The following is a 26,689-nucleotide window of genomic DNA, read 5'->3' on the forward strand; positions in this document are numbered from 1 at the left end:
TTGGTGACGTCCCGTGGTGGTTGATCACCCGGTCGTGGAGCCGTGATCTCACAGTGGTGACGGGTCTTCCCGGCGCGTGGCGAAAATCGTTTCGCGGTATGGGAAAATGGGCCGAGACGGTGACGATCCCCCTTTTTTCTCCGCCGCCAGTATGAATTGATTCAACTACCCTTCTCGGACGGCGGCCCGTGAACTAGTTTCGACAGTCTTCACGGGGTAAGGAGTCGAATGGGTATTTACCTGACCGGCATCGCCTGGGTCGCCGGCGCGGCGGTCCTCGCGGGATTCGTCGGTTACCTCGTCCGCAAGATCGGCTGGGACGAAGGACGGCCGGACAACAACGACGCCGCGGGCCAGGTGTTCACCATCGTCGGCGGCCTGCACGCGGTCCTGGTCGCGTTCATCCTGATCTCCCTCTTCGACTCCACGAGCGCGGCGCGCGAAGGCTCCTATCACGAGGCGGACAGCCTGGTCGCCGCCGTCTGGGCCGCCGATTCACTGGGGACGGAGGTCAAGGACGAGGTCCGGAAGCTGAGCGCGGAGTACATCTCCACGGTCGAACGGCGGGAGTGGCCGTTGATGGCCGCGGGCGGGGAGACCGTTCCCGGCACCGGCTGGACACAACTCGACCAGCTGCGGAAGGCGGTGGACAAGGCTCCCTCGGACGACGACTGGGTCCGGGAGCGCAAGGCCGAGGCGGCCGCCCAGCTCTGGCAGGTCTACGAGGCGAGGCAGGATCGGCTCAGCGCCGTCGAGGGCGGCAAGGTCGGCGGTGTCGTCTGGTTCGCGCTCATTCTCGGCAGCCTCATTTCGGTACTGCTGCCCAACCTGTTCGGCGGCACCCGGCTGGCCGCGCATCTGGTCATCGTCTCCACCCTGGCAGGCACGGTCACGCTGCTGCTGTTCGCGATCTACCAGCTGCAAAACCCGTTCGGCGGCGGGGTGCGGATCCCGCCCGACGCGTTCACCGCCGCGCTGACAAGGATCTCCTGAGCACGTGGACGCGGTGACGAGGGCAGCCGCGGTGGTGGCCGTTTCGGGGCTGGTGGGCGCGTCGGCGCTGCTCGCCCCGATGACCGCGCGCGCCGCCGAGAGCTGCCTGGTGGTGCAGGCCGAGTCGGGTTCGCACGGGAAGTCGAAGCTGCGCTGGCTCGACGTCGGATCGGGGACCACTTCGCGAGTGACCGATCCGGGGTACCGGCTCAACGCGCTCGGTTACTCCGCGACCAGGGACCTGGTCTTCGGTGTCGCCGAAGGACTCAGCCGGGGCGCGCACGCGGTGACGATCGATCGTGACGGCGGCACCCGGGATCTCGGCCCGATCACCCGCGCCGGGAACCGGCTGCCGGTGTGGAGTCCTGTCGCGGGGGCGACCGCCGGTGCGATCGGCGGGAATTCCTGGTACCTGCTCAGAAACGGCACACTGTACACAGTGGACTTGACGCCGGGGAAGCGGTACCTGCGGGTGATCCGGACGGTGTTCCTGCGGCCGATCTCCCTCGCCCACGACGTCAACGACTTCGCGTACCACAACGGACTGCTCTACGGAGTTTCCACCACCTGGCGCGGGAAGGGCGCCGTGATCACCATCGACCCGGCGTCCGGCAAGGTCCGTGAAGCCGACGACGCCCGGTTCCCGCCCGCCGACGTCTACGGTTCCGTCGTGCTCGCCCGCGACGGCGCTTTGTACGCCACGGCGAACCGGATCGGCGGGCGAAGCGTGCTTTATCGCCTGGATCGAAGCGGGCAGGTGACCGTGGTGCGTTCGGCCGCACCGCTGGCGGCCTCGGACGCCGCGGGCTGTCTCACCGCGCCCGAAGCCCCCGAACCACCGAACCCGGAACCGCCCAAGCCGACTCCCACTCCCACTCCGACACCCACTCCGACTCCTGCCCCCACTCCTGTTCCGACGCCGACTCCGACACCCAGCCCGACCTCCACCCCGGTGCCGTCGCCGCGTTCCAGCCCGACCCCGACCCCGAGCCCGAGCCCGACGCCCACGTCGTCGCCGAGCCCGGCGCCCACTCCCGCGCCCGAGGTGGTCCCGCCGCCCGTCCCCGTGCCGAAGCCGACACGTGCGGCCCCGCCCAGGGAACGCGAGGAGGCGGCGGAGACCGACCCGCACGCCCGCATGAAGGAGAAGCGCCGGTGGGGCCTGACCGCGCTGGTCCTGATCCTCGGCGGCGCTGCGGCGGCGGGTGCCGTCCGGCGGGCCCGGTGAGTCAGTACTTGAACTGGTCCACGTTCTCGCGCGTGATCAGCAGCGGGTCGCCCAGCAGCACGGTCTTCGTGACCTCTTCGTACTTGATCGCCGGGAGCTCGAGGTTGACCTTGTTCGACGGGCCGAGCCGTTTGTCTTCGGCGATCTGCTTACCGGCCCACGCGGTGAGGTAGCCGAGCGATTCGACGTTCCACAGCACGGAAAGCGACGCGGAACCGTCCAAGAGGTACGGCTTGATCGCCTGCGGTGTGCCGACACCGACGGTGAAGACGCGGCCGATCTTCTGCTGCGAACGGACGGCTTCGGCGACACCGGGCGCGGACGTCGTGCACTCGCCGACGAGGCCGGTGAGGTCCGGGTACTTGGTCATCAGGGCCTTGGCCATCGCGGTGGCGGTGTCCTTGTCCTCGCCGGCGTAGACCGTCTCGACGAGCTGCGCATGGGGATACTCGGTAGCGGTATACGCACGCTGAACGGCGATCCACGCGTTGAGGTTCTCGGCGGTCTCGCCGCACGAGACGATCGCGTACTTGCCCGCCTTGCCCATCTTCGTCATCAGGGCGTCGGTGAGTGCTTTGCCGATGCCCTCCGGCGTCGCCTGGTTGACGAAGAGTTCGCGATCGGTACCGGGCGCGTCGGTGTCCGAAGTGATCACATGGACACCCTTGGCGCGCGCGTCGGTGATCGCCGGCGCCATCGTGCCGGGGTCGTTCGGGGCGATCGCGATAACGTCCACCCGCTGGTCGACGAGGCCGCGCACGATCGAGATCTGTGCGGCGGGGTCGACCGTCGCCGGACCGGTCGAGGTCCATTCGACACCGAGTTGCTTGGCCGCGGCCATCCCGCCGGTGTTCATCGCCTCGAAGTACGGGATGCCCGCGACCTTCGGCACGAACGCGATCCTGATCGGTTTGGCCGCCACCCCGTCGGGCTCGTCACCGCCGCAGCCGGTCAGCCCGAACACCATGCCCAAAGCGAACACAGCGGCAACGACGAGCGTCTTCGTCGGCCCTCGCATCTCCACCCCATAGTCACGGAACAACCTGAACCAGCCGATCGGTCTGCGCGCGGTGGAGACCTCCGGCGAAACTAGGGTCTCCGGTTACCCCGGTCAACCGGATGAGCGCAAAGGGTTACGGAAGTGAGTTCATCGACCTGGTCCGATTACCAAATCAGCTTACGGGGGTGACGGTCAGCGACCGGGAGGCGCGGATCACCGCACCAGGTATACGGGTGGGGGGTATATTGCTTCGTATGAACGAGACACGGCATGGCGCAAGCTGGTCGGTGGCGGCGTCGGCGACCCTGCACTGCCTCACCGGCTGTGCGATCGGCGAGGTACTCGGCATGGTGATCGGCACGGCGCTCGGTCTGCACAACGCGGCGACGATCGTTCTGTCCGTCGCGCTGGCCTTCGTCTTCGGTTACGCGCTGACGATGCGTGGCGTGCTGAAGTCGGGTCTCGCGTTCGGTGCCGCGCTCAAGGTGGCGCTGGCCGCCGACACCGTGTCGATCGCGGTCATGGAGATCGTCGACAACGGGATCATGGTGGTGGTGCCGGGCGCCATGGACGCCGGGCTCGCGAGCCTGCTGTTCTGGGGCGCGCTGGCGTTCTCGCTGGTCGTCGCGTTCGTGCTGACGGTGCCGGTGAACAAGTGGATGATCGGGCGCGGGCTGGGACACGCGAAGGTCCACGCGGGACACGGTGGGACGTCGTGAAAGGACGGTCAGAGCGGATGAGGCAAAGGTGACGTGGCTGAGGGGCACTGCCCCCAATGCCACCTTGGAGACGCTCAGTCCTGCGGTGTGTCGTACCGCGTGAGCTTGCCTGCGACCGTGAGCGGCCTCCCATGAAAAGCGAAGGCCCGGCGTTATGGGGTACGCCGGGCCTTCGCGGTCAGGGGGTCACGCGCACTTGGGCGCGACCGGCAGGTCCGATCCGGTCTTCAGGTAGGTGTCGGAGACGTAGTGCCCCGGGCCGATCCGGTCCCAGATGTTGCTGGTGCCGAACTTGCCGGTGACGGTCTCGCCCTCGACGTAGCACTCGATGGTGACCTTGGCGTAGTTCGCCGCGAGGCCCTTGATCGCCGCCGTGGTGCTCGCCGAGGCCCGGATGTTCATCGGGTCGCCCGCCGTGCTGACGACGCCGGTCGGGCCGGAGCCGGTCCACAGGTAGGAGACGTTGACCCAGCCGTTGTCCGACATCTTCAGGCCGTCCCAGAAGGTGCCGTCCGCGAGGTCGATGCCCGCCGGGTTGGCCACCTTGCGGCCGAACTCGTCCTTGCCGCCGTTGTAGCCGTCCTGGTACGCGGCCTGCGCTTCGGGCTTGCCCTGCGGCAGGTTCTTCCACATCTGACGGGTGGCCGACGGGTTCCAGTAGTCGTCCTTGGTGTTCCACGGGCCGACGTCCCACACCGGTGCGTACTCGCAGCGGCTGTTGTCGGTGCGGCAGATGCGGACGGTGTAGTTACCGGTGTTTTTGGGCGCCAGGCCGCGGCCGGAGGGCAGGGCGACGAAGTGGTCGCGGGACTTGATCACGTGCCCGTTGGCGGTGGTGCCGCCGACGAGGCCTTCGCGGGTGGCGAAGACCCTGGACGTCAGCGGGGCCGCGGCCGCGCCGATCGCGTTGGCCTGCGGGCCGAGTTCACCCTGGAGCGTGACGTCACTGACCTTCGCGGTCACTCCGTCGTTCAGGGTGCGCAGTCCGATCCGGACCTGGACGGTGGAGACCGCAGTGGACAGCTGGGCGGCGCCACCCTCGGTGGGTGTCCATTCGGTCCAGTCGCCCGCGTTGAGCTTCCCTCGGACGTCGACCTCGACTTCGGTGCCCTTCGGCGCGTCGGCGGTCACCCGGGCGATGACGCGGTTCACCGGCTTTCCGAGCTGCTGTTCGGCCGGCAGCAGGTAACCCTGGCTGCCGATCGAGTCGGGTTTTCTGTGCCAGGCGGCGTTTTCCAGGCTGAGCACGCCACCGTCGCTGCGGACGTTGACGTCATCGCCGTCCACAATGGACAGGTCGGCGCGCCAGCTCCCTTCGGGTGCCGCGTTCGCGGGGCTGGCGGCCAGCGCGGTGACCGCCCCCATGGCCAGCACGGCCGCCATCACGCGGCGGGCCTTCACGGTCCGGACCATTCCGGTCTCCCTTCGAGCACTCTCGGTTGCTACGAAGGGAGCTTCGCCGGGACCTGTACACGATTGATACAAACGCGATCCGGCCCCTGGTATCGCTACCAGGGGCCGGATCGTCCAAGAGGGTCAGGCGCTCGCGGAGTCGCTGTAGGAGGCTTCTGCGGATTCCTGAAGACGCGAGGCGAGCGCGGATTCCTGTGGCCGCGCGGAGAGTTCCCGCCACAACGCCAGCGCGCGTTCCGAATACGTCCGTGACCGTTCGGGCTGGCTCAACGCCTCATGCAGTTGCCCGAGCAACTGGGACACCTCGGCCTCGGACCGGCGGTCCCCGTTGCGCCGGTGCACGCTCAGCGAATTGACCAGCAGCAGTTGCGCGTGGGCCAGATCGCCGCTGTGCAGATACAGCTCGCCGAGGTTCTGGTTCGCGTACCCGACGCAATGGGCGTCGCCGAGTTCGTTGAAGATCGCGATGGCCCGGTCGACCCGCTCCCGCGCCCCGGCGAGATTGCCCTGATGCTGCCGCAGCATCGCGAGCCGCTTCAGCGCGTGCGCCTCCCGATGCCGATCACCGATGTTCGCGGACTGTTCGAGCGCTTCGGTGAACCAGCGTTCCGCCTCGGCGAACCGGCGACGAGCCAGCCACACCGCGCCGATCGCGATCCGTGCGACGGCCTCGCCGTGCGGGTCACCGGCCGCCGAGAACTGGTCGAGTGCCGCGTGACAGTGCTCCAGCGCGACGGTGTCTTCGCCCTTGATCCGCAGCACGGTGCCGAGCCCGGCCAGCGCGATCGCCGCCCCCCGCGCGTCGCCGATCTTGTCGAACAGCAGCTGCGACTGCTCGAACGCGACCAGCGCTTCGGCATAGCTGTCCTGGTACAGCTGGACCTGGCCGAGGTTGCGCTGGATGATCGCCTCCCCGCGGAGCTCACCGGACCGGCGGGCGGCGGCGAGTGCCACGGCGTGCGTGTGCAGCCAGTCGTCCTGGTGCCCGCGCTGGTCGAAGTACGGCGCCAGTGCGGCGGCGAGGCGCCAGGCCAGCGCGTCGAAACCGAGGTCGGCGGCCAGCGAGACGGCGGCGACGCAGGTGTGCCGCTCGGCGGAGAACCACGCGGCCGGATCCCCGACCAGCCGCTCGGTCCCCGGCGGGAGCGCGGGCTGGGCGACCGTGCCGCCGGAGTAGAGCCCGAAGAAATGGATCGGCATCCGGTCCGCGGCTTCGACCGCGAGCGCGAGATATCCCTCCAGCACCCGTTTCGTGGCGTCGCGTGCCTTCGCCGGGACTTCCTGAGCACGCAGTTCGGCGGCGTAGCACCGCAACAGGTCGTGCAGGCGATAGCGGGGTTCGCCGGTGCCGTCCGAGCCGATGAGTTCGACCAGGTGGGCGTCCACCAGCACATCGAGGACGTCGTCGGCGTGGGTGCGGCCGAGCAGGGCCGCGACCACCCAGGAGGGGAACTGGACCGAGCCGAGCCCGCCGAGGCCGCGGAACGCGGTCGCCGCCGACATCGGCAGGAGATCGTAGCTGAGCGTGACACTGGCCCGGACGGCCAGGTCACCGACGCGCAGTTCGTCCAGTCTTCGTCTTTCGTCCCGCAACCGGTCCGCCAGCACGCGCAGCGTCCAGCCCGGCCGGTGGGTCAGCTTCGCCCCGGCGACCCGGATCGCCAGCGGCAGGTGACCGCAGTGGCGCAGGATCGCGGTCGCGCACTCCGGCTCGGCGGCGACCCGATCGGTGCCCACGATGCCCTTGAGTAGTTCGGCGGCCTCCGCCTCGGGCAGGAGGTCGATGTCGACCGGGGTGGCCCCGGCCAGATCCGGCATCCGCATCCGGCTGGTGATCAGTACCGCGCAGGCGCCCGCGCCGGGCAGGAGCGGCCGGACCTGCGCCGCGCTGCCCGCGTCGTCGAGGACGACGCACATCCGGGTGTTCGCCAGCCGGGATCGCAGCAACGCCGCGCGTTCGGCGAGATCACGCGGCAGACCCGCGTCCGGGACCCCCAGCGCGCGGAGCAACTCGGCGAGCACGGTCATCGGCGGCCGCGGTGAGGTCGACGTCCCGGCGAGGTCGACGTGCAACTGGCCGTCGGGGAAGTCTTCCCGTACCGCGTGCGCCACCCGGATCGCGACCGAGGACTTGCCGACCCCCGGCGCCCCCGAAAGCACCGCGATGGCGGGCTTTCCCTGTTCACGGCGGTCGTTGAGGAGACCGACGAGTTCGCCGACCACCTCTTCGCGACCGGTGAAGTCCGGCAGGTCCAGTGGTAGCTGGCAGACCGGCGCCATCGGCCGGGTGACGGCGATGGCCACGGTGTCCGGGGCCACCAGCGAAGCCCGCAGTTCCCGCAGCCGTGGCCCCGGTTCGGTGCCGAGTTCCTCGGCCAGCACCCGCTCGGCCGTTTCGTAGGCCTCGATCGCGTCGGTCGTGCGGCCGTCGGCCCGCAGCGCGACGATCAGCCGCTGCCAGAGTTCCTCGCGCAGCGGATGCTCGGTGACCAGGCCGCGCAGTTCGGCGACGACTTCGGAGGTACGGCCGAGTTCGATCCTCGCCCGCAGCCGCTGTTCCTGTACCGCGAGCCGCAATTCCGTCAGCCGGGCCACGGTCGCGCCCCAGCCGTGGTCGTGGGGGAGCCCTTCGAGGACTTCGCCACGCCACAACGCTTCGGCTTGATCCAGCAGGTCGAGCGCGGATTCGGCATCCCCGTGGCCGAGCGCGTCCTGTGCGCGGGCGGCCAATTCGCCGAAGCTGATGTGGTCGATCTCCGCGGGCGTGGCTTTGAGGATGTAACCGGACGCCCGGCTGCCGATGCGTTCCCCCAGTCCTGGATCGCGGTCGGCGAGACGTTTGCGGAGCGAATGGACGTAGGTGCGGATGTTCGCCGCCGCCGAACGCGGAGCCGACGAGGGCCACAGGACCTCGATCAGCAGTTCGGTGGAGACGACGACGTTGGGCTGGAGCAGCAGTGCGGCGAGCAGCAGACGCGGTTTGGGGCCGCCGAGCGGCACCACCTGTCCGTCCACCGCCACTTCCAGCGGACCGAGAACGCGAAACCCGAGAATCGTCACCTAAACCGCCAATACGGCAGGAGCCCCATATCCGCTGATAATATTACCGTCCCGCCATGGTGGCTAGATCCATTCGCATGCATGTGCAGACAGCGGGTCGGCGTTTGTACGGGATGTGTACGACGCCGGTTGACGCTGAAGCGATGAAGCGTTCAAGTGTCCGGCGACTCGCCGGTTTCTTCCTCGTGCTGGCGACGGCGGGCGCCTTCGGGCTCGCCGTCGCGACTCCCGCGCTGGCCGCGGCCACCGGGACCGTGAAGACGGCGGGTGATCCGCTGAACGTGCGCCGCGCCCCGAGCACCGCTTCGAGCGCGGTGCGCACCGTGGCCAACGGCGCCACGGTGACCATCGACTGCCAGACGCAAGGGACCGAGGTCACCGGTCCCTTGGGCAAGACGACGTTGTGGGACTACGTTCCCGCGCTCGGCGGCTACATCTCGGACGGCTACGTCTACACCGGCTCCGACCAGCGGATCGCGCCCGACTGCGGGGTCGGTTCCGGCAGCGCCGAGTGTTCCACCGGCGTCTGCGCCGGCGAAGGGCAGTTCCGTTCATCGGATGCTCACTTCCTGGTCTACGACAAGGACGCCGACGGCAAGTCCGCCGTGGTCGCCTATTGGCTGAAGGGTGGCGCCGGGCCGTTCTACGTCTGGGCTTCCGGCGGTAACGGCACGCACGTCGACAAGGTTGTTCCGGTCGCGAAGGGTTCGTGGGTCTATTACAAGGTCTGCGTCGCCGACGCTTCCGCGAATCCGACCCTCGAGGCCTGTAGTGGCGGCATCACCGATTACGCCGCGTGAAATCCCTCCCCGTTCTTCCCCACTTCGAAAGGTTGAATTCTCATGGGTCAGGTGAACCGGCGGGCGGTACTCCTCGGTGGGGCCGCGGCGGTTTCGGCGGCGGCGTTATCGTCGACGGTGCCTTCGTGGGCGAACGCGAGAACGATGGCGGCGGCGCCCGCCATCCGCGACCCGTTCCAGCTCGGTGTCGCCTCCGGTGACCCCCTGCCGGACAGCGTCGTGCTGTGGACGCGGCTCGCTCCCGCCCCGCTGAACCCCGACGGTTTCGGCGGTATGCCGGACGCTTCGTACACAGTGGACTGGGAGATCGCGAACGACCAGGCGTTCTCCTCGATCGCGCAGAAGGGCACCGCTACCGCGGCCCGCGCCTCCGGGCACAGCGTGCACATCGAACCGGCCGGGCTCGAAGCGGGACGCGAGTACTTCTACCGCTTCAAGACCAGCGGCTTCATCTCCCCGGTCGGCCGGACCAGGACCGCGCCCGCCGCCGGTGCCACCGTCGACCAGCTGAAGTACTGTTTCTCCTCCTGCCAGCACTGGGAGGAGGGCTGGTACCACTCGTACAAGGGGATGCTCGCCGACGACCCGGATCTGGTGCTGTTCCTCGGCGACTACCTGTACGAGAAGAAGTCCGGCCGCGTGGCCGCCGAGCGCAACCCGCGCAAACTGGCCTTCACCGACGAGGTGAAGACGCTGGCGCAGTACCGCGCGCGGCACGCCCAGCACAAGACCGACGCCGACCTGCAGAACGCGCACGCGATGGCGCCGTGGATGGTGGTCTTCGACGACCACGAGGTGATGAACAACTGGAACGGCACCACCGCCCCGGCGACGGCGGACCGCAAGACCGCCGGCTTCCAGGCGTTCTACGAGAACATGCCGATCCGGGCGACCGCCAAGCCGAGCGGCGCGACGATCCGCCTGTACCGGCAGTTCGGCTGGGGCAACCTCGCCCGGTTCCATCTGCTCGACACCCGCCAGTACCGCAACGCGCAGGTCACCGACCCGTCCGGTGCGGCGGGCCCGGCGTGCACCGACATGCGGGCGACGTCGCGCAGCATCCTGGGCACGGCGCAGGAGGCTTGGCTGCTGAAGGCGCTGGAGACGCACCCGGCGAAGTGGGACTTCCTCGGCCAGCAGGTCTTCTTCGCCACCCGTGACGGCGACGGCAACAAGGCGACCTGTGAGAGCCCCGACTCCTGGCAGGGTTACGAGGCGTCCCGCGACCGGATCGCGAAGGGCATCGTGGATCGCAAGGTGCCGAACCCGATCGTGCTGACCGGCGACGTCCACCGGCACTGGGCGGCCGATCTGCGCCGCGACTACTTCAACCACAGCGACCCGGTGTTCGGTTCGGAACTGGTGACGACCTCGGTCACGAGCAACAGTGACACCGCGACCGATCCGTCGTCGGCCTGGCTCTCGAACAACCCGCACATCAAGTACTGCCGGGGAAAGCGCGGTTACGTCCGGGTGACGGCGTCGCAAGCGCAGATGCGGGCGGATTTCATGACGGTTTCGGACACCACCGAGTACGACTTCTCGAAGGTGACCCTCGCGGCGGACCGCAGCTATGTCGTCGAAGCCGGAAAGCCAGGCCTGCAGAGAGTTTAAGGAGCTGAAGGGGACTTTCCCCGCATCTCACGCGGTGAAAGCTCCCTTCACCGCGTCGCACGCGGTGAAGGGCCCCTTCAGCTCTTCCTCAGGACAGCAGGCTCACCAGCGCGTCACCGCGAGGAGTCCGGACCACGAGGACGACCTGGCCCTCGCGGTGCCGCTGGATCAGGCCCGCCGACACGAGCTGTTCGCAGTGATAGGTCGCGGTGCTCGCGGCGCAGGACAGCAGATTCGCGATCTCGCCCATCCGGGCGGGTTTTCCCAAATGCCGCAACAGTTTCGCGCGGTGGACGCCGACCACCAGGTCGAGCCCTTCGGCACCGGGGCTCGCTTCGGCCTTGCCGTTCTCGAGCAGGCTGTCCAGCCCCGGCAGGGGGTAACCGATCCAGATGGCGTCCTCTTCGTCGAAGTTGGACACCACCGACCGGGAGCCCGCGAGCATCGGGACGAGGATCAGCTTGCGGCCGCGGACGGCGTACCGCGCCGGTTCGGCGTCGGGCAGCAGCAGTGAGCCGTTGCCGAACCGGAAATGGGGTCGCAGCAGGCCGAGCACCGCGTCGGTCCCGCCGCGGACGGAGGCGACGCCGATCCGTTCGATCTCGCGGTCGAGCAGGGGCCGGGCCTTGGTCCACAGGTTCTCGGTCGCCACCCTGGTCGCGGTGAAGGCGTCCGCGAGCGAGGCGACCCAGCGTCTCGGATGGTCGGCGGCCTGCCGCCACTGCGCGGGCAACCGGTCGCCGAAGACCTCTTCCAGGCCTTTCAGGACGTCGGCCTCCGTCAGATCGCGCAGCATCTCCGTCTGAGCGGCGGCGGAAACGTCCCCGGCGGGGCTGATCGGCACGATGAAGTCCGGTTGCACGGAGGTGCCACGGCGGGCGAGGGCGCTCGCCGCGCGGTACCCCTGCTCCGGGATCGCCGAACCCACCTGGCGGCGCCAGGGGGCGGGCAGGCCGCGGTCGTAGCCGCCGACGACTTCGACGAGCAGGGAAACCAGTGAGATGTGCGGGGAAACCGTCACACTGACCGGGATCTTGCTGGTGTCACCGAGTTCGAGCCGGGTATAGGAGGCCTGGGGCGGCGTCTCGCGCATCCGGTCGTCCCTCCTGGGATTGGGGCGTCGCAGCACGCGATGTTAGCGCCTCAGGTCAATACCCTGCACCGCCCGGAAAAACCCAGTTGCTCATTCATGATGAGGAACGCGCCGAGACCGTGGAAATCGTTGGTATTGCGCTTGCGCCCGTAGTAATACGCGGTGTCGCCGACATTCGCGCCCTCGGAGATGTTCTTGATATCCGCCAATCCGTCGGCACCGGCCGAAACCTGGGACAGGACTCCGCGGTAGCCCTTCGCGGCCACCGGTCCGTACTCCGTGCCGATGTGACCGTGTTCCGCGGCCCCGGAGAGCAGGAACGTGTACATCGCCGACGCCGAGGTCTCCAGCCAGTTGTCCGGCCAGCTCTGGGGCGGAACTTTCCTTGCGGGACAACGTCTACCTGTCCTCTCGACGGCGAGTCCAGAGAAATCTGCCTGATGTCATATATCAGATATGCCACTCGAGCGGCCGCTCCCGCTGTCCGGGACGGTCCCGGTGGGCGGCACCCTCTCGGAAGGCGGTCCGCTCGCCTACGATCGGTACGTGAACGAGCTGACCTTCCGCGGGCGCCACGTCGCCCGGGACCGCGCCCTGGTCATGGCGATCGTCAACCGCACCCCCGATTCCTTCTACGACAGGGGTGCGACCTTCTCGGACCCGGACGCGCTCGCCGCCGTCGCGCGGGCGGTGGCGGAGGGGGCCGACATCGTCGACATCGGCGGGGTGAAGGCCGGCCCCGGCGCGGAGGTCGACGTCGAGGAAGAGATCCGACGGGTGGTCCCGTTCGTCGAGCGGATCCGCGAACTGCATCCCGACCTGGTGATCAGCGTCGACACCTGGCGGCACGAGGTGGGCAGGCGCTCGGCGGAGGCGGGCGCGGACCTGATCAACGACACCTGGGCGGGGGCCGATCCGAAACTGGCCGAGGTCGCGGCGGAATTCGGCACCGGCTACGTCTGCTCGCACACCGGGAAGGCCGTCCCGCGCACCCGCCCGTTCCGGGTGAACTACCCGGACGTCGTCGCCGAAGTCGTCGCGGAGACGACGGCCCACGCCGAAGCGGTCGTCGCGCTCGGTGTCCCGCGCGAGGGCGTGCTGATCGACCCGACCCACGACTTCGGCAAGAACACGTGGCACAGCCTTGCGCTGCTCCGGCACGCGCGGGACCTGGCCGACACCGGCTGGCCGGTGCTGATGGCACTGTCCAATAAGGACTTCGTCGGGGAGACGCTCGGGGTGGAACTCGCGGAGCGGGTCGACGGGACCCTCGCCGCGACGGCCTGGGCGGTGGCCGAGGGAGCGAAGGTGTTCCGGGTGCACGAGGTGAAACGCACCCGGCAGGTGCTGGAGATGATCGCGTCGATCCAGGGGGAGCGGCCGCCCGCGCGCGCGATCCGCGGCCTGGCCTAGGGCTCCAGCGGGACGACGGCCGAGACCGTGCTGCCGGATACTGGCTCGCCGACGACGGTGAGCTCACCACCGAGCGCGCGGACACGGTCGCGGAGGCCGTGCAGCCCGGATCCGCCGTCGATGTCGGCCGCGCCGGTACCGTCGTCGCGCACGTCCACCCGCAGACGGCCCTCCTCGACGCCGATACGCACGCGGACCTCCCGCGCCCGCGCGTGCTTCAGGGCGTTGGTGACCGCTTCGGAGACGACGAAGTACGCCGTCGCCTCGACGGCGCCGCTGAGCCGGGGCACGTCCGCGGCGTCGAGGCCGACCGCGAGCGGGATCCGGTCCAGCAGTGACCGGACCGCGGCGATCAGCCCGGCGTCGGTGAGGATCGCGGGCCGGAGCCCGTGCGCGAGTTCACGCAGTTCGGTGACGGTGGCCTGCAGTTCGTCGATGGTGCCTTTCAGCAGGGTCGCGACGGGCGGGGTCAGCTCACCGCCGAGCCGTCGTTCGGCCATGCGCAGCAACAGCACGACGCTCACCAGCCGCTGCTGCGCGCCGTCGTGCAGATCGCGTTCCACGCGCCGCCGCTCGTCGTCGGCGGCGGCCACGATGCGGGCGCGGGAGGCCTGGACCTCGACGAGGCGCTCCTCCAGTTCCGCGGCGAGACGCTGGTTGTCCAGTACCAGCCCGGCGGCGGCGTTGAGCGCGTCGATCGACCGGCTGTCCTTCCACACCTCGTCGTCCTGCACGAGCGCGGCCAGCCCGGTGCCGTCGCGTTCCAGCAGGAGCCGGATCATCTCCGCGTTGCCGACCCGTGCCCGCAGCACCCCGATCAGAAACGCCAGCGGCCACAGGCAGAACGAGATCCGGTAGACGTCCAGCAGCGGGTCGGAGACCGGGTGCCCGGAGCCGAGCGCGCTGCCGACCGTGGTGCTCACCGCGCCGATCACGGCGATCGCGACGACCGGGGAGAGCAGCCGCCGCTGCGGGAGACGGCCCGTGAGCCAGCGGTAGAGCAACACCACGACGACGCCGCCGCCGATCAGCGCGCCGACCAGTTCGAGGAGCCGTTTGACCAGTTGCTCGGCCTCCGGGGAGGCCGCGACCGCGGCGAGGTTCTTCGGATCGTCGTTGACCAGCAAGCCGAGCACCGCCGCCCCGAAGACCACGGTGTAGGCCGAGAAGACCAGCACGCGTTCCCAGCGGGACCTGAGTTTCCCGTGCGGGAAGACGACCACGAGATGCGCGATCACCGGACTGGACGCGGCCGTGAGCGCCAGGCCGGCGGTACGCGCGAGCGGGTCACCGGCGAACTGCAGGTCCTCGGCGAACAACGCGAGCCCGGCCAGCGCGATGAGCAGGCCGATCGGATTCGAGGCGCGGCGTACGTGCGCGACGGAGCCGGCCAGGAGGAAGAGGAACCCCGTCGCCGTCGACAGGGTGGTGTCGAGCGCGGTGTGCGTGCCGTCGGCCAGCTTGAGCGCCATCGCGAGGACGCCCATCCCGATCCCGGCGGTCAGCACACCCGCCATCGCGAGGGTCCGAGGGTGGTTCACCACTAGGCGTGGTTCGCCCGTTCGGCCCGGACCGTTACACCCGGAGAACACCGGAGCTGTCTTGGCATGTGGAACAGCTGTCTCGTCTGGTGTCAAGCGTTCTCGGCATCTTTCCCGTCATTCGGATGGCGATGCAGGCAGGCGGGTGAACATGCGACTCTCGCCACCACCCGACCCGAGTCGAACCCCCGAAAGGCGACCTTCCGTGCGCACCCACCACAGAACCCGCTTGCTGGCCGCGGCCTTCGCCGCACTGACCCTGGCCGGCGGTATCGCGGGGTGTTCGCGCGCCGACCGGGGCACCCAGGTGGAGCAGAAGAGCCAGGGCGCGGCGGGCGAGGTGCGCGTCGGGTACTTCCCGAACGTGACGCACGCTCCCGCGCTGATCGGGGTGAAGAACGGTTTCTTCGCCAAGGAACTCGGCTCGACGAAGCTCACCCCCCAGACGTTCAACGCCGGGCCCGAAGAGGTCAACGCGCTGCTCGGCAACTCACTCGACATCGCCTTCATCGGTTCCGGGCCCGCGATCAACGCCTTCACCAAGTCCAAGGGCGCCATCCAGCTCGTCTCCGGCGCGGTCACCGGCGGCGCGCAGCTGGTGGTGAAGCCCGAGATCACCACGCCCGAGCAGCTCACCGGCAAGAACATCGCGACGCCGTCGCTGGCGAACACCCAGGACGTCGCGCTCAAGAAGTTCGTCGCCGAGAAGAAGCTGCCCGACGTCAAGATCACCAACCTCGACAACCCGAAAACGTTCGACGCCTTCAAGAAGGGCGAGCTCGACGGCGGCTGGCTGCCGGAGCCGTGGTCCTCGCGGCTGGTGCTGGACGCGGGCGCGAAGGTACTGCTGGACGAGAAGACCCTGTGGCCGGAAGGCAAGTTCCCGACCACGGTCGTGATCGTCCGCAGCGAGTTCCTGCAGCAGCACCCGGAGACCGTCACCGCCATCCTCAAGGGTGAACTTGCCGCCATCGACTGGGCGAAGACCAACCCCGCCGAGGCGAAGAAGGTGGTCAACGGAGAACTCGAGGTGCTCGCGGGCAGCACACTGAACGAGGCCGTTCTCGACCGCGCGTTCTCCGCCATCGAACTCGGCATCGACCCGGTGGCGTCGACCTTCACCCAGCTCGCGCGGGACTCGGTGACCGCGGGCGTGGTGAAGTCCGCGGTGGACCTCAAGGGGTTCGCCGATTTCGGCCCGCTCAACGCCGTGCTCTCCGAGCAGGGCAAGCCCGGCGTGGACGCGCCAGGGCTGACGAAGTGACCGGAGGGGATCAGCGATGACGACCACCTTGGAACCTGGCCTGTCCACCGGTGTCGCCGTGCGTCTCGACGGTGTCCGGAAGGTGTTCGGCCCGACCGGTCGCGCCGTCGTGGCCCTCGACGGGATGGACCTCACGGTCGCCCCCGGCGAGTTCGTCTGCCTGCTCGGCGCTTCCGGCTGCGGCAAGAGCACCCTGCTGAACCTGGTCGCCGGCCTCGACCGGCCGACCTCGGGTTCGATCACCCTGGAGACCTCCCGCCCCGCGGTGATGTTCCAGGAGGCCGCGCTGATGCCGTGGCTGACCGCGGCCCGCAACGTGGAACTGCCGCTGCGGCTGGCCGGTTTCGGCCGGACCGAGCGCCGTGAGAAGGCGGCCGAACTGCTCGAACTCGTCCGCCTCGGCGGCGCGGGCGACAAGCGGCCGCACGAACTGTCCGGCGGGATGCGGCAGCGCGTCGCGCTCGCCAGGGCGCTGGCCGCGACCCTGCGCGTCGGCGGTGACCCGGAGCAGTCGCTGCTGCTGATGGACGAGCCGTTCGCCGCGCTCGACGCCATCACCCGCGACGTCCTGCAGGGCGAACTGCTGCGCGTCTACCGCAGCACCGGCACCTCGGTGCTGTTCGTGACGCACGACGTCCGCGAGGCCGTCCGGCTCGGCCAGCGGGTCGTGCTGCTCTCGTCGCGGCCGGGCCGGGTCGTGCGGGAATGGCGCGACGTCCAGGCCTCCGACGCCGAAGAGTTGACGCTGGAGATCACCGGTCACCTCCGGGAGGTGATCAGTACCCATGCCGCGGCTTGACCGCCCCGACACCGCGGCGGACGAGGCCGTCGGCGCGGGCCTCGACTCGCTCGACACCCCCACCGGCGAGCGCCGGGAAAGCCAGGGGAAGCGGTTCCTGCGCGGTTTCGTGCCGCCGTTGGTCTTCCTGGCCCTGCTGGTCGTGCTCTGGCAGTTCCTGTGGGCCGCCGCGTTCTGGCCGGAGTCGATGCTGCCCGCGCCGCTCGCGGTGTGGGACGAACTCGTCGACATCACGAGCACGGGCGAGATCTTCGAGTTCGTCTGGACGTCGGTGCACCGGGCCGCGCTGGGCTTCCTGATCGGCGTGGTCATCGGCACCCCGCTCGGCCTGCTGGTGGCGAAGGCCCGGCTCGTCCGGGCGGCCGTCGGGCCGTTTCTGACCGGGCTGCAGAGCCTCCCGTCGGTGGCGTGGGTGCCGGCGGCGATCCTGTGGTTCGGTCTGAACGACGCCTCGATCTACTTCGTCGTCCTGCTGGGTTCGGTGCCGTCGATCGCGAACGGCCTCGTCTCGGGCATCGACCAGATCCCGCCGATCCTGCCGCGCGTCGGCCAGGTGATGGGGGCGAGCCGGTTCTCCTCGGCCCGGCACATCCTGCTGCCCGCCGCGTTGCCCGGCTTCCTGGCCGGGCTCAAGCAAGGCTGGGCGTTCTCGTGGCGTTCGCTGATGGCCGCCGAGCTGATCGCGCTGTCCCCGGCCTTGGGCAAGGGGCTCGGCGCTTACCTGAACGAGGGCTCGTCGTTCAACAGCATGGAAGGCGTGATCTCGGCGATCTTCCTGATCCTGCTGGTCGGCGTCGGGATCGAGTTGCTGGTGTTCCGTCCGCTGGAACGGTCGGTCCTGCGGGCGCGGGGGCTGACGGCGTCGCTTTAGGTCTCGCGCGTTCATCTTCCGGAGGTGGCCTACCTACGACACCGTAAGTTACGGTGTCGTAGGTAGGAGTTTTCCGTTGTCCCGGAAGGACGAAACGCATGGCGGTCCCCGAAAGCACCCGGCTGATGCTCGAGCTCGAGGGGACGGTCGAGGAGAATCTCAACCGACATCTCGAGGTCGCGAAGGAATGGATGCCGCACGAGTACGTGCCGTGGAGCGAGGGCAAGAACTTCGCCGAACTCGGTGGCGAGCCGTGGGATCCCGAGCAGTCGCGGGTGTCGCCGATCGCGCGGACCTCGCTGGAGGTCAACCTGCTCACGGAGGACAACCTCCCGAGCTATCACCGCGAGATCGAGCGCGCCTTCGGACGCGACGGCGCGTGGGGCACCTGGGTACACCGCTGGACCGCCGAAGAGGGCAGGCACGGCATCTGCATCCGCGACTACCTGCTGGTGACGCGCGCGGTGGACCCGGTCGAGCTGGAGCGGGCGCGGATGCAGACCATGCAGGCCGGGTACGACAGCGGTGACAAAGCTTTGCTGAACGTCTTCGCGTACGTGTCGTTCCAGGAGCTGGCGACGCGGCTTTCGCACCGCAACACCGGGCGGTACACGGAGGATCCGTTGTGCGAGAAGCTGCTCTCACGGGTCGCGATGGACGAGAACCTGCACATGATCTTTTACCGCAACCTCGTGAAGGCGTCGCTGGAGCTTTCACCCGACGCGATGATGCGCGCCATCACCGACGAGGTCGTCCAGTTCCAGATGCCGGGCGCGGTGATCCCGAGCTTCGTGCGGAAGGCCGCGCTGATCGCGAAGGCGGGTATCTACGACCTGCGGATCCACCACGACGAAGTGATCTGGCCGCTGCTGCGGCAGTGGAAGATCTTCGAGCTGGAAGGGCTCGGCGAGGAGGGCGAGAAGGCTCGCGACGAACTCGACCAGTTCCTCAAGGCTCTCGACACGCAGGCGTCACGATTCGAAGAGCGCCGCGCGGCCGCTGCGGCCCGCGCCGCCGCCCGACACCCGTGACCAAACCGGCTCGCCGATGCCGTGTCGTCCATCCGATCACGCGTGCTGTCCGGCTGATCACGCGTGATGTCCGCGGGATCACGCGTGCTGTCCGGCTGATCACGCGTGACGTCCACGGGGTCACGCGTGATCAGCCAGCGAAGCGGCGAGAGCTAGCGAGGGCGGCGAGCGCCGGCGCGCGTTCCCGAGGAGAAAGCGGCGGCACCGCCACGGCGGGCCGGAGCGCCACCGGACTGGTTCCGCGAGGACTGGGACGCGGCACCGGAAGCCCGGCGCGGCTGGGACTCGGCGGCACCGCGACGGCCCCCCTGACCACCCTGGCCGCCCTTGGGCGCACCTTCGCGACGTCCGGTGCTCTCGGCCGCACGACGTCCTTGACCGGCGGGCGCCCCGCCACGGCGGTCGCCTTCGGTCCGCGGCTGACGCGAACGGCCTTCCGAAGATCCACTAGCGCCACCACGACCCCGGCCGCCGCCGGAAGCACCCCGGCCACCGGCGGAGGGGCCACGGCCGCGGCCGGTCCTGGTGCCCCGGTTGACAGGGCGCTCTTCTTCCTCCCCCTTGGCGCGGATGGCCTCGCCGCCGGCGGTGACCTTCTTCGGACGCGTGTCCACGATCGGCCGTCGCGGCGACGCGGTGAACGAACGCTCGCCGGGAGCCAGCTCCGACAGCAGCGGGTGGCCGGGGCCGAGCTGCGTCGTGGTCGGCTTGATGCCCGCCTTTCGGGTGAGGTCGCGGACGTCGCGGACCTGCGCGTCGGTCATCAGCGTGACGACGGTGCCGGACGCCCCGGCCCGCGCGGTCCGGCCGGACCGGTGCAGGTACGCCTTGTGCTCGACCGGCGGGTCGGCGTGGATGACGAGGGTGACGTCGTCGACGTGGATGCCGCGCGCGGCGATGTCGGTCGCGACCAGCGTCTTCGCCGCGCCGGATGAGAACGCCTCCAGGTTGCGCGTCCGCGCGGTCTGGCCGAGATTGCCGTGCAGTTCGACCGCCGGCACGCCGGAGGCCATGAGCTTGCGCGTCAGCTGCTTGGCGCGGTGCTTCGTCCGGGTGAACACCAGCGTGCGGCCCGGTGCGGCGGTGAGGTCGATCAGCACCGGGAGCCGGTGGGTCTCCTCCAGGTGCAGCACGTGGTGCCGCATGGTCGAGACCGGCGACTGGGCCGAGTCGACGCTGTGCGTGACCGGGTCGTGCATGAAGCGCTTGACCAGTACGTCGACGCCCGCGTCGAGGGTCGCGGAGAACAGCAGCCGTTGCCCGCGTTCCGGGGTCTCGCCCATGATGCGCCGGACGTCGGGCAGGAAGCCGAGGTCGGCCATGTGGTCGGCCTCGTCCAGCACGGTGATCTCGATGTTGTCGAGTTTCGCCTCACCCGAGCGCATGTGGTCGGCGAGCCTGCCGGGGCAGGCGACGACGATGTCGACGCCGTCACGCAGCCGGGTGATCTGCGGGTTGGGGCTGACGCCGCCGAAGATGGTGGTGACCTTGAGGCCGAGCGGCTTGGCCAGCGGCAGGAACGACGCCTCGATCTGGGTGGCCAGCTCGCGGGTCGGCGCCAGTACCAGCGCACGCGGACGGCCGGGGCGGCGCCGCGTCGGACCGGCGGCGAGCCGGGCGAGGACGGGCAGCACGAAGCCGTAGGTCTTGCCGGAGCCGGTGCGGCCGCGGCCGAGGACGTCCCGGCCTGCCAGCGAATGCGGCAGCGTGGCGGCCTGGATCGGGAAAGGGCTGGTGACGCCCTGCTCGGCGAGCGAGTCCACGAGGGTCTTGGGCAGGCCGAGTTCGAGGAAAGTAGGTGTGCTCATAAGCGTATGGGCGCGTGTGCGCCCTGGTATCTCCGTAAGGATAGGAACGGTTGTCCTGCCCGGCGCAGACCTCGGGGGGCCGCGGCGCGTGGTCATTCGACAACGAAACGCGGCCCGAGGCAGAACTGAGCGGACCGCAGCGCAAGTGTACTTGGTCGTGATCTCCCGGGCTACGTGATATCGCCCGCACCCCGGTTCGCGCCACCCCACGAACTGGACGGGCGATGTTCGTCCGTTTCCACGAGTCCGGCGCCCGGACCCGGTGAAACGCTGGTCGGACCAGCCCCGGCGTGAAAGGTGATGCGAGTGTCGAAGAGCGTTCAGGAACTCCAAGGTCGTCTCGGCGAGTGGGCGCGTGAGGCGAGTGTCCCCGGAGCCGTGGTGGGGGTGTCGCACCACGGCGAAGAATCGGTCTTCGCCACCGGGGTGTCCAGTGCGGACACCGAATTGCCCGTCGACACCGGCACGCTGTTCATGATCGGCTCCACCAGCAAGACCTTCGCCGCCGCCGTGGTGCTGGCACTGGTCGAAGACGGGGTGCTGGACCTGGACAAGCCAGTCATCCACTATCTCCCCGGACTCCGGCTGGCGGATCCGGAGGCACGAAAGACGGTGACCCTGCGGCATCTGCTCACGCACTCCGCCGGCTTTTTCGGCGACGTGGACTTCACCACTGGATGGGGTGACAACGCCCTCGCCCTGGCGATCGATCGGTTCGGCGACCTGCCGCAGGTGTTTCCGCCCGGCGAGGCGTTCTCCTATTGCAACGCCGGATTCCAGCTGGCCGGGCGGGTCGCGGAGGCGGAGTCCGGTGCCACCTTCGAAGACCTGGTCCGCACTCGGCTGCTCGAACCGCTCGGCATGACCGACTCGTTCTACTTCCCGTGGGAGGTGCTCACCCGCCGTCACGCCGTCGGCCACGCGCTGGGTGAAAAGGGGCCCTCCGTCGAGCACACCGTGGGCCTGACCCGCGCGGACAGCGCCAGCGGCGGGTTGTGGTCCACCGCCGCGGACCAGCTGAATTGGGCGCGGTTCTTCCTGTCCGGTGAGTCGAAGGGCGAGGCGCCGCTCAGCGCCGAGACCCGGGATCTCCTGCGCGCGCCGCAGCGGAGCGCGGCCGTGCCGTTCGACGAGGTCGGGCTGAGCTGGCTGCGTACGAGCCACGGCGACGCGCGGCTGGTCCGGCACGGTGGCAACGTCGGCAACCTGCAGATTTCGGAGTTCGTCACGCTGCCTGAGGAGGACTTCGCGGTCACCGTGCTGACCAACAGCGCGGGTGGCGGCGTGCTCGGCCCCCGGATCGTCGACTGGTGTCTGGAGAATTTGGTCGGGCTGCCCCCGATCGCGAGCGCGCCGGCGGTGCCTCGGCCGGATTTCGCCGAGTACCTCGGCCGCTATGAGACCGGTGACCTGGGGTTCGAGGTCACGGACCGGGACGGCGACCTGTGGGGGCAGTTGATCGTGAACATCGAGGACATTCCATCGCCGCCCGCCTACGAGGTCGTCTTCGTCGGTGAAGACGTGCTGGCCAAGGCCGCCGACACCCGTCGTCCCGCCGCGCGCTTCCTGCGGAACGACCACGGGGAGGTGACTTCGGTCGAGTTCAGTGGCCGGACGGCGAGGCGGCGCGCTACGGTTACCGGGTAGTAACTTCGGCGACCAGGAGTGACGATGAGCGAAAAGGCGACCGCGTTGTTGCTGAATCCGGGTGGGTACGACCCACGGCAGTTCGACCCGGAGACGCGTCGCCTGCTGCGTGCCACCATCGAGTGGTTCGAACAGCGTGGCAAGCGCAAGCTCACCGCGGACTATCACGAGCGGACCTTCTACGCGGACTTCATCGAGTTCGCGGGCAAGGAAGGCCTGTTCTCGACGTTCCTCACTCCCGGTGCCAACGCCGACGGCGACCCGGACAAGCGCTGGGACACCGCGCGCGTCGCGGCGCTGTCGGAAATCCTCGGTTTCTACGGCTTGAACTACTGGTACCCGTGGCAGGTCACCATCCTCGGCCTCGGCCCGGTGTGGCAGAGCGCGAACGAGGCCGCCCGCAAACGTGCGGCGGACTCGCTCGCGGCCGGGGGTGTCGCCGCGTTCGGACTGTCCGAAAAGGAGCACGGCGCCGACATCTACTCGTCGGACCTCGTGCTGACCCCGGACGGTGAGGGCGGCTACCGCGCCAACGGTTCGAAGTACTACATCGGCAACGGCAACTGCGCGCGGACCGTGTCGGTGTTCGGCCGCGTCGACGGTGTCGAGGGTCCGGACCAGTACGTGTTCTTCTACGCGGATTCGGCGCACCCGAACTACCGCGTGGTGAAGAACGTGGTGCCGTCACAGATGTACGTCGCCGAGTTCGAGCTCAACGACTACCCGGTGTCCGAAGAGGACATTCTGCACGTCGGCGCCGAGGCGTTCTCCGCGGCACTGAACACGGTCAACATCGGCAAGTTCAACCTGTGCTTCGGCGGTATCGGGATGTCGACGCACTCGCTGTACGAGGCGATCACGCACGCGCACAACCGTGAGCTCTACGGCAAGAAGGTCACCGATTTCCCGCACGTGCGCCGGGAATTCGTCGAGGCGTACACGCGGCTCGTCGCGATGAAGCTGTTCTCCGACCGCGCTGTCGACTACTTCCGCAGCGCGAACCCGGACGACCGCCGGTACCTGCTGTTCAACCCGATCACCAAGATGAAGGTGACCACCGAGGCGCAGAAGGTCATCGGCCTGGTCGCGGATGTCGTGGCGGCCAAGGGTTTCGAGACCGACACCTACCTCGCGATGGCCAAGAACGACATCGACGGCCTGCCGAAGCTGGAAGGCACGGTGGCGGTGAACCTCGCACTGATCGCGAAGTTCGTGCCCGCGTACCTGTTCGCGCCGCAGGCCTACGAGCCGGTGCCGACGCGGTCCGACGCCGCCGACGACGAGTTCCTGTTCCGCCAGGGCCCCGCGCGCGGGCTGTCCAAGGTGCGGTTCCACGACTGGCGCGAGGCCTACGCCAATGCGTCCGCGATCCCGAACGTCGCGCGGTTCACCGAGCAGGCCGAGGCGTTGGTGAAGTTGTTCACCGACGCCACGCCGGACGAGGCCCAGCAGCAGGACCTCGACTTCGGGCTCGCGCTGACCGAGCTGTTCACGCTGGTCGTCTACGGGCAGCTGGTGCTGGAGCAGGCGGAGATCACCGGCATCGAGACCGAGGTCGTCGACCAGATTTTCGGCGTCCTGGTGCAGGACTTCAGTGTCGCCGCGATCGATCTGCACGGGAAGTCGTCCTCGACCGAGGCGCAGCAGGCGCTCGCGCTGGCCTCGGTGCGGAAGCCGGTCGTCGACGCGGCCCGTTTCGACCACGTGTGGTCGCTGGTGCGGGACCTTTCCGGCGCCTACGCGATGAACCCCTGAGCTGAAGGGGACTTTCCCCGCATCTGACGCGACGAAGGACGCTTTCCTCACATGAGATGCGGGGAAAGCGTCCTTCAGCCGCTTCTAACGTGCCCGGCTCCTACTTGCCGTAGCCGGCCTTCCGGAGCGCGTCCGCCAGCGAGCCGCCCCCCGAGTTCCCGCCCTTGTCTCGACCGCCTCGATTACCGCCGCCCTGGCCGCCACGCTGACCGCCACCTTGACGCTGGCCACCGCCGCCCTGACCGCGGTCACGACCACCGCCGCCACCACCACCGCCGCCCTGCTCGCGAGCGGGACGGCCGGGCTCGTCGTCCAGGCGCAGCGTCAGCGAGATCCGCTTGCGCGGCACGTCGACTTCCAGCACCTTCACCTTGACGATGTCGCCGGGCTTCACGACCTCACGCGGGTCCTTGACGAAGTTCTTCGACAGCGCCGAGACGTGCGCGAGGCCGTCCTGGTGCACGCCGACGTCGATGAACGCGCCGAACGCGGCCACGTTCGTCACGACGCCTTCCAGCCGCATGCCCGGCTTGAGGTCGCCGATCTTCTCGACGCCCTCGGCGAAGGTCGCGGTCTTGAACGCCGGACGCGGGTCGCGGCCCGGTTTGTCGAGTTCGGCGAGGATGTCGGTCACCGTCGGCAGGCCGAAGGTGTCGTCGACGAACTCGGACGGCTTCAGCGCCTGCAGTGTCCGCGAGTTGCCGATCAGCGCGCGGAGGTCGGTCCCGGTCGAGGACAGGATCCGCCGCACCACCGGATAGGCCTCCGGGTGCACCGAGGACGAGTCGAGCGGGTCGTCGCCGTCCGGGATCCGGAGGAAGCCCGCGCACTGCTCGAAGGCCTTGGGACCCAGCCGCGCGACCTCCTTGAGCCCGGTCCGCGTCTTGAACGGGCCGTTCTCGTCACGGTGCGCCACGATGTTCTCGGCCAGGCTCGTCGTGATACCCGAGACACGGGTCAGCAGCGGCGCCGACGCGGTGTTGACGTCCACGCCGACCGCGTTCACGCAGTCTTCGACCACCGCGTCGAGTGACCGCGACAGCGAGATCTCGGACAGGTCGTGCTGGTACTGCCCGACACCGATCGACTTCGGGTCGATCTTCACCAGTTCGGCCAGCGGGTCCTGCAGCCGCCGCGCGATGGAGACCGCGCCGCGCAGCGAGACGTCCATGCCCGGCAGTTCCTGCGACGCGAACGCCGACGCCGAGTACACCGACGCGCCTGCCTCGGAGACGACGGCCTTGGTCAGCTTCAGCTCCGGGTGCTTCTTGATCAGCTCACCGGCGAGCTTGTCGGTTTCCCGTGACGCGGTGCCGTTGCCGATCGAGATCAGGTCGACCTTGTGCCGGGCGCACAGCGCGGCGAGTTCGGCGATCGACTGGTCCCACTTGTTGGCGGGCTGGTGCGGGTAGATCACGTGGGTGCCGACGACCTTGCCGGTGTCGTCGACGACGGCGACCTTCACACCGGTGCGGAAACCGGGGTCGAGGCCCATCGTGGCGCGGGTACCCGCCGGGGCGGCGAGCAGCAGGTCGCGCAGGTTCGCGGCGAACACGCGGACGGCGTCGTCCTCGGCCGACTGACGCAGCCGCATCCGCAGGTCGATGCCCAGGTGCAGCAGGATCTTGGTGCGCCACGCCCAGCGGACGGTGTCGCCGAGCCACTTGTCGCCGGGGCGGCCCTCGTTCGCGATGCCGAACTTGTGCGCGATGCGGGTCTCGTAGTCGGTCGGCCCGGTCCTCGGCTCTTCGGACGGCTCCTCCGACTCCATGGAGAGGTCGAGGATCTCTTCCTTCTCGCCGCGGAACATCGCGAGAATCCGGTGGGAGGGGAGCTTGGTGTAGGGCTCGGAGAACTCGAAGTAGTCGGAGAACTTCGCGCCTTCATCGGCCTTGCCGTCGCGGACCTTGGCGGCCAGGCGGCCCTGTGACCACATCTTCTCGCGCAGCTCGCCGATCAGGTCGGCGTCTTCGGCGAAGCGTTCCACCAGGATCGAACGGGCGCCGTCCAGCGCGGCCTGCGCGTCCGCGACACCCTTGTCGGCGTCGACGAACACCGCGGCGGCGGCCTGCGGGTCGGTGTTCGGGTCGCTCAGCAGCCCGTCGGCGAGCGGCTCCAGACCGGCCTCACGGGCGATCATCGCCTTCGTCCGCCGCTTGGGCTTGTACGGCAGGTAAATGTCCTCGAGACGGGACTTGGTGTCCGCCGCCACGATCGACGCTTCGAGCGCCTCGTCCAGCTTGCCCTGGCTACGAATCGACTCCAGCACCGCGACCCGGCGCTCGTTGAGTTCCCGCAGGTAGCGGAGGCGTTCTTCGAGCGTGCGCAGCTGGGCGTCGTCCAGCATCCCGGTGACCTCTTTGCGGTACCGGGCGATGAACGGCACGGTCGATCCGCCGTCCAGCAGGTCGACGGCCGCCTTGACCTGCCCCTCGCGCACGCCGAGTTCTTCGGCGATCTTCTGCTCGACTGTCTGCAGGCCCTGCACGCTCACTCCCACGCTCCTGAAATCCGCCCTCGGGTGCTCTCGGACCCTGCATTCTGCCGCTTCCGCCGAGCCGACTTTCGTATGGCCTCCTCTAACCGAACCCTTGACAGTTGTATTGGTCTAGTCCATTTTGATGTGGCCGACATCACCCG

The 26,689-nt window shown here is 69.0% G+C and carries 19 protein-coding genes and 1 pseudogene; 12 read left to right on the top strand and 8 right to left on the bottom strand.

The features are described from left to right. Window positions 1-228 precede the first annotated feature (228 nt). Both ACM6LR_RS24475 and ACM6LR_RS24480 read left to right on the top strand, forming a co-directional pair. Window positions 229-993: a hypothetical protein gene (locus tag ACM6LR_RS24475; RefSeq protein WP_414941152.1), complete on the top strand. Its 765-nt coding sequence runs from the start codon at window positions 229-231 to the stop codon at window positions 991-993. 13 nt (window positions 994-1,006) lie between these two features. Next, window positions 1,007-2,221, top strand: a complete 1,215-nt coding sequence (locus ACM6LR_RS24480) for a DUF6923 family protein (protein ID WP_414944571.1) — start codon at window positions 1,007-1,009, stop codon at window positions 2,219-2,221. 1 nt (window position 2,222) lies between these two features. Here the strand turns inward: ACM6LR_RS24480 and ACM6LR_RS24485 are convergent, their stop codons facing one another. Further along, entirely contained in the window at window positions 2,223-3,239 is a 1,017-nt protein-coding gene (locus tag ACM6LR_RS24485) for an autoinducer 2 ABC transporter substrate-binding protein (protein WP_414941150.1), read from the bottom strand. A 236-nt stretch (window positions 3,240-3,475) separates the two neighbouring features. Between ACM6LR_RS24485 and ACM6LR_RS24490 the strand changes: the two genes are divergently transcribed. After that, complete coding sequence (locus ACM6LR_RS24490; RefSeq protein WP_414941149.1) at window positions 3,476-3,940, top strand: DUF4396 domain-containing protein; 465 nt, start codon at window positions 3,476-3,478, stop codon at window positions 3,938-3,940. Between the two features lie 186 nt (window positions 3,941-4,126). Here the strand turns inward: ACM6LR_RS24490 and ACM6LR_RS24495 are convergent, their stop codons facing one another. Continuing rightward, entirely contained in the window at window positions 4,127-5,353 is a 1,227-nt protein-coding gene (locus ACM6LR_RS24495) for a hypothetical protein (protein WP_414941148.1), read from the bottom strand. A 123-nt stretch (window positions 5,354-5,476) separates the two neighbouring features. Next, window positions 5,477-8,413 carry a BTAD domain-containing putative transcriptional regulator gene (locus ACM6LR_RS24500; RefSeq protein WP_414944572.1) on the bottom strand — a complete coding sequence of 979 codons (2,937 nt, stop codon included), beginning with the start codon at window positions 8,411-8,413 and terminating at the stop codon, window positions 5,477-5,479. Window positions 8,414-8,556: 143 nt separating this feature from the next. Between ACM6LR_RS24500 and ACM6LR_RS24505 the strand changes: the two genes are divergently transcribed. Continuing rightward, a complete protein-coding gene (locus tag ACM6LR_RS24505) occupies window positions 8,557-9,213 on the top strand; it encodes a hypothetical protein (RefSeq protein ID WP_414941146.1) in 657 nt (218 codons plus the stop codon). Window positions 9,214-9,255: 42 nt separating this feature from the next. Continuing rightward, the gene (locus ACM6LR_RS24510; RefSeq protein ID WP_414941145.1) at window positions 9,256-10,827 is read left to right on the top strand and encodes an alkaline phosphatase D family protein; all 1,572 of its coding nucleotides are present in this window, start codon (window positions 9,256-9,258) and stop codon (window positions 10,825-10,827) included. 88 nt (window positions 10,828-10,915) lie between these two features. On the opposite strand, the gene ACM6LR_RS24515 is transcribed toward ACM6LR_RS24510, so the two are convergent. Both ACM6LR_RS24515 and ACM6LR_RS24520 read right to left on the bottom strand, forming a co-directional pair. Beyond that, window positions 10,916-11,920, bottom strand: coding sequence for a winged helix-turn-helix domain-containing protein (locus ACM6LR_RS24515; protein WP_414941144.1), 1,005 nt, complete (start codon window positions 11,918-11,920; stop codon window positions 10,916-10,918). A gap of 50 nt (window positions 11,921-11,970) precedes the next feature. Continuing rightward, window positions 11,971-12,279, bottom strand: a pseudogene (locus ACM6LR_RS24520) (glycoside hydrolase family 88 protein); the annotation flags it as partial. Window positions 12,280-12,466: 187 nt separating this feature from the next. Between ACM6LR_RS24520 and folP the strand changes: the two are divergent. Then, complete coding sequence (gene folP, locus ACM6LR_RS24525; protein ID WP_414941195.1) at window positions 12,467-13,333, top strand: dihydropteroate synthase; 867 nt, start codon at window positions 12,467-12,469, stop codon at window positions 13,331-13,333. On the opposite strand, the gene ACM6LR_RS24530 is transcribed toward folP, so the two are convergent. Beyond that, on the bottom strand, window positions 13,330-14,850 hold the full coding sequence (locus ACM6LR_RS24530; RefSeq protein ID WP_414944635.1) for a sensor histidine kinase: 1,521 nt from the start codon (window positions 14,848-14,850) through the stop codon (window positions 13,330-13,332). The genes folP and ACM6LR_RS24530 overlap by 4 nt on opposite strands. Window positions 14,851-15,079: 229 nt before the next feature. Here ACM6LR_RS24530 and ACM6LR_RS24535 point away from each other — a divergent pair, with 229 nt between their 5' ends. The 4 genes from ACM6LR_RS24535 to ACM6LR_RS24550 all read left to right on the top strand — a co-directional run bounded on the left by ACM6LR_RS24535 (window position 15,080) and on the right by ACM6LR_RS24550 (window position 18,839). Beyond that, complete coding sequence (locus ACM6LR_RS24535) at window positions 15,080-16,138, top strand: ABC transporter substrate-binding protein (protein WP_414941143.1); 1,059 nt, start codon at window positions 15,080-15,082, stop codon at window positions 16,136-16,138. Between the two features lie 16 nt (window positions 16,139-16,154). Continuing rightward, the gene (locus ACM6LR_RS24540) at window positions 16,155-16,937 is read left to right on the top strand and encodes an ABC transporter ATP-binding protein (RefSeq protein WP_414941142.1); all 783 of its coding nucleotides are present in this window, start codon (window positions 16,155-16,157) and stop codon (window positions 16,935-16,937) included. Beyond that, window positions 16,924-17,808, top strand: a complete 885-nt coding sequence (locus ACM6LR_RS24545) for an ABC transporter permease (protein WP_414944573.1) — start codon at window positions 16,924-16,926, stop codon at window positions 17,806-17,808. The genes ACM6LR_RS24540 and ACM6LR_RS24545 overlap by 14 nt, the downstream gene beginning before the upstream one ends. Before the next feature lie 98 nt (window positions 17,809-17,906). After that, on the top strand, window positions 17,907-18,839 hold the full coding sequence (locus ACM6LR_RS24550; protein WP_414941140.1) for an acyl-ACP desaturase: 933 nt from the start codon (window positions 17,907-17,909) through the stop codon (window positions 18,837-18,839). A 152-nt stretch (window positions 18,840-18,991) separates the two neighbouring features. Here ACM6LR_RS24550 and ACM6LR_RS24555 read toward each other — a convergent pair whose 3' ends face one another. Next, window positions 18,992-20,647, bottom strand: a complete 1,656-nt coding sequence (locus tag ACM6LR_RS24555; protein ID WP_414941139.1) for a DEAD/DEAH box helicase — start codon at window positions 20,645-20,647, stop codon at window positions 18,992-18,994. Between the two features lie 306 nt (window positions 20,648-20,953). On the opposite strand from ACM6LR_RS24555, the gene ACM6LR_RS24560 reads away from it, so the two are divergent. Both ACM6LR_RS24560 and ACM6LR_RS24565 read left to right on the top strand, forming a co-directional pair. Continuing rightward, a complete protein-coding gene (locus ACM6LR_RS24560) occupies window positions 20,954-22,294 on the top strand; it encodes a serine hydrolase domain-containing protein (protein ID WP_414944574.1) in 1,341 nt (446 codons plus the stop codon). A 24-nt stretch (window positions 22,295-22,318) separates the two neighbouring features. Then, on the top strand, window positions 22,319-24,049 hold the full coding sequence (locus ACM6LR_RS24565) for an acyl-CoA dehydrogenase (RefSeq protein WP_414944575.1): 1,731 nt from the start codon (window positions 22,319-22,321) through the stop codon (window positions 24,047-24,049). Between the two features lie 100 nt (window positions 24,050-24,149). Here the strand turns inward: ACM6LR_RS24565 and ACM6LR_RS24570 are convergent, their stop codons facing one another. Beyond that, a complete protein-coding gene (locus ACM6LR_RS24570) occupies window positions 24,150-26,543 on the bottom strand; it encodes a Tex family protein (protein ID WP_414944576.1) in 2,394 nt (797 codons plus the stop codon). Window positions 26,544-26,689 lie beyond the last annotated feature (146 nt).

It is taken from the genome of Amycolatopsis sp. cmx-11-32, from assembly GCF_047608695.1.
GTDB lineage: Bacteria > Actinomycetota > Actinomycetes > Mycobacteriales > Pseudonocardiaceae > Amycolatopsis.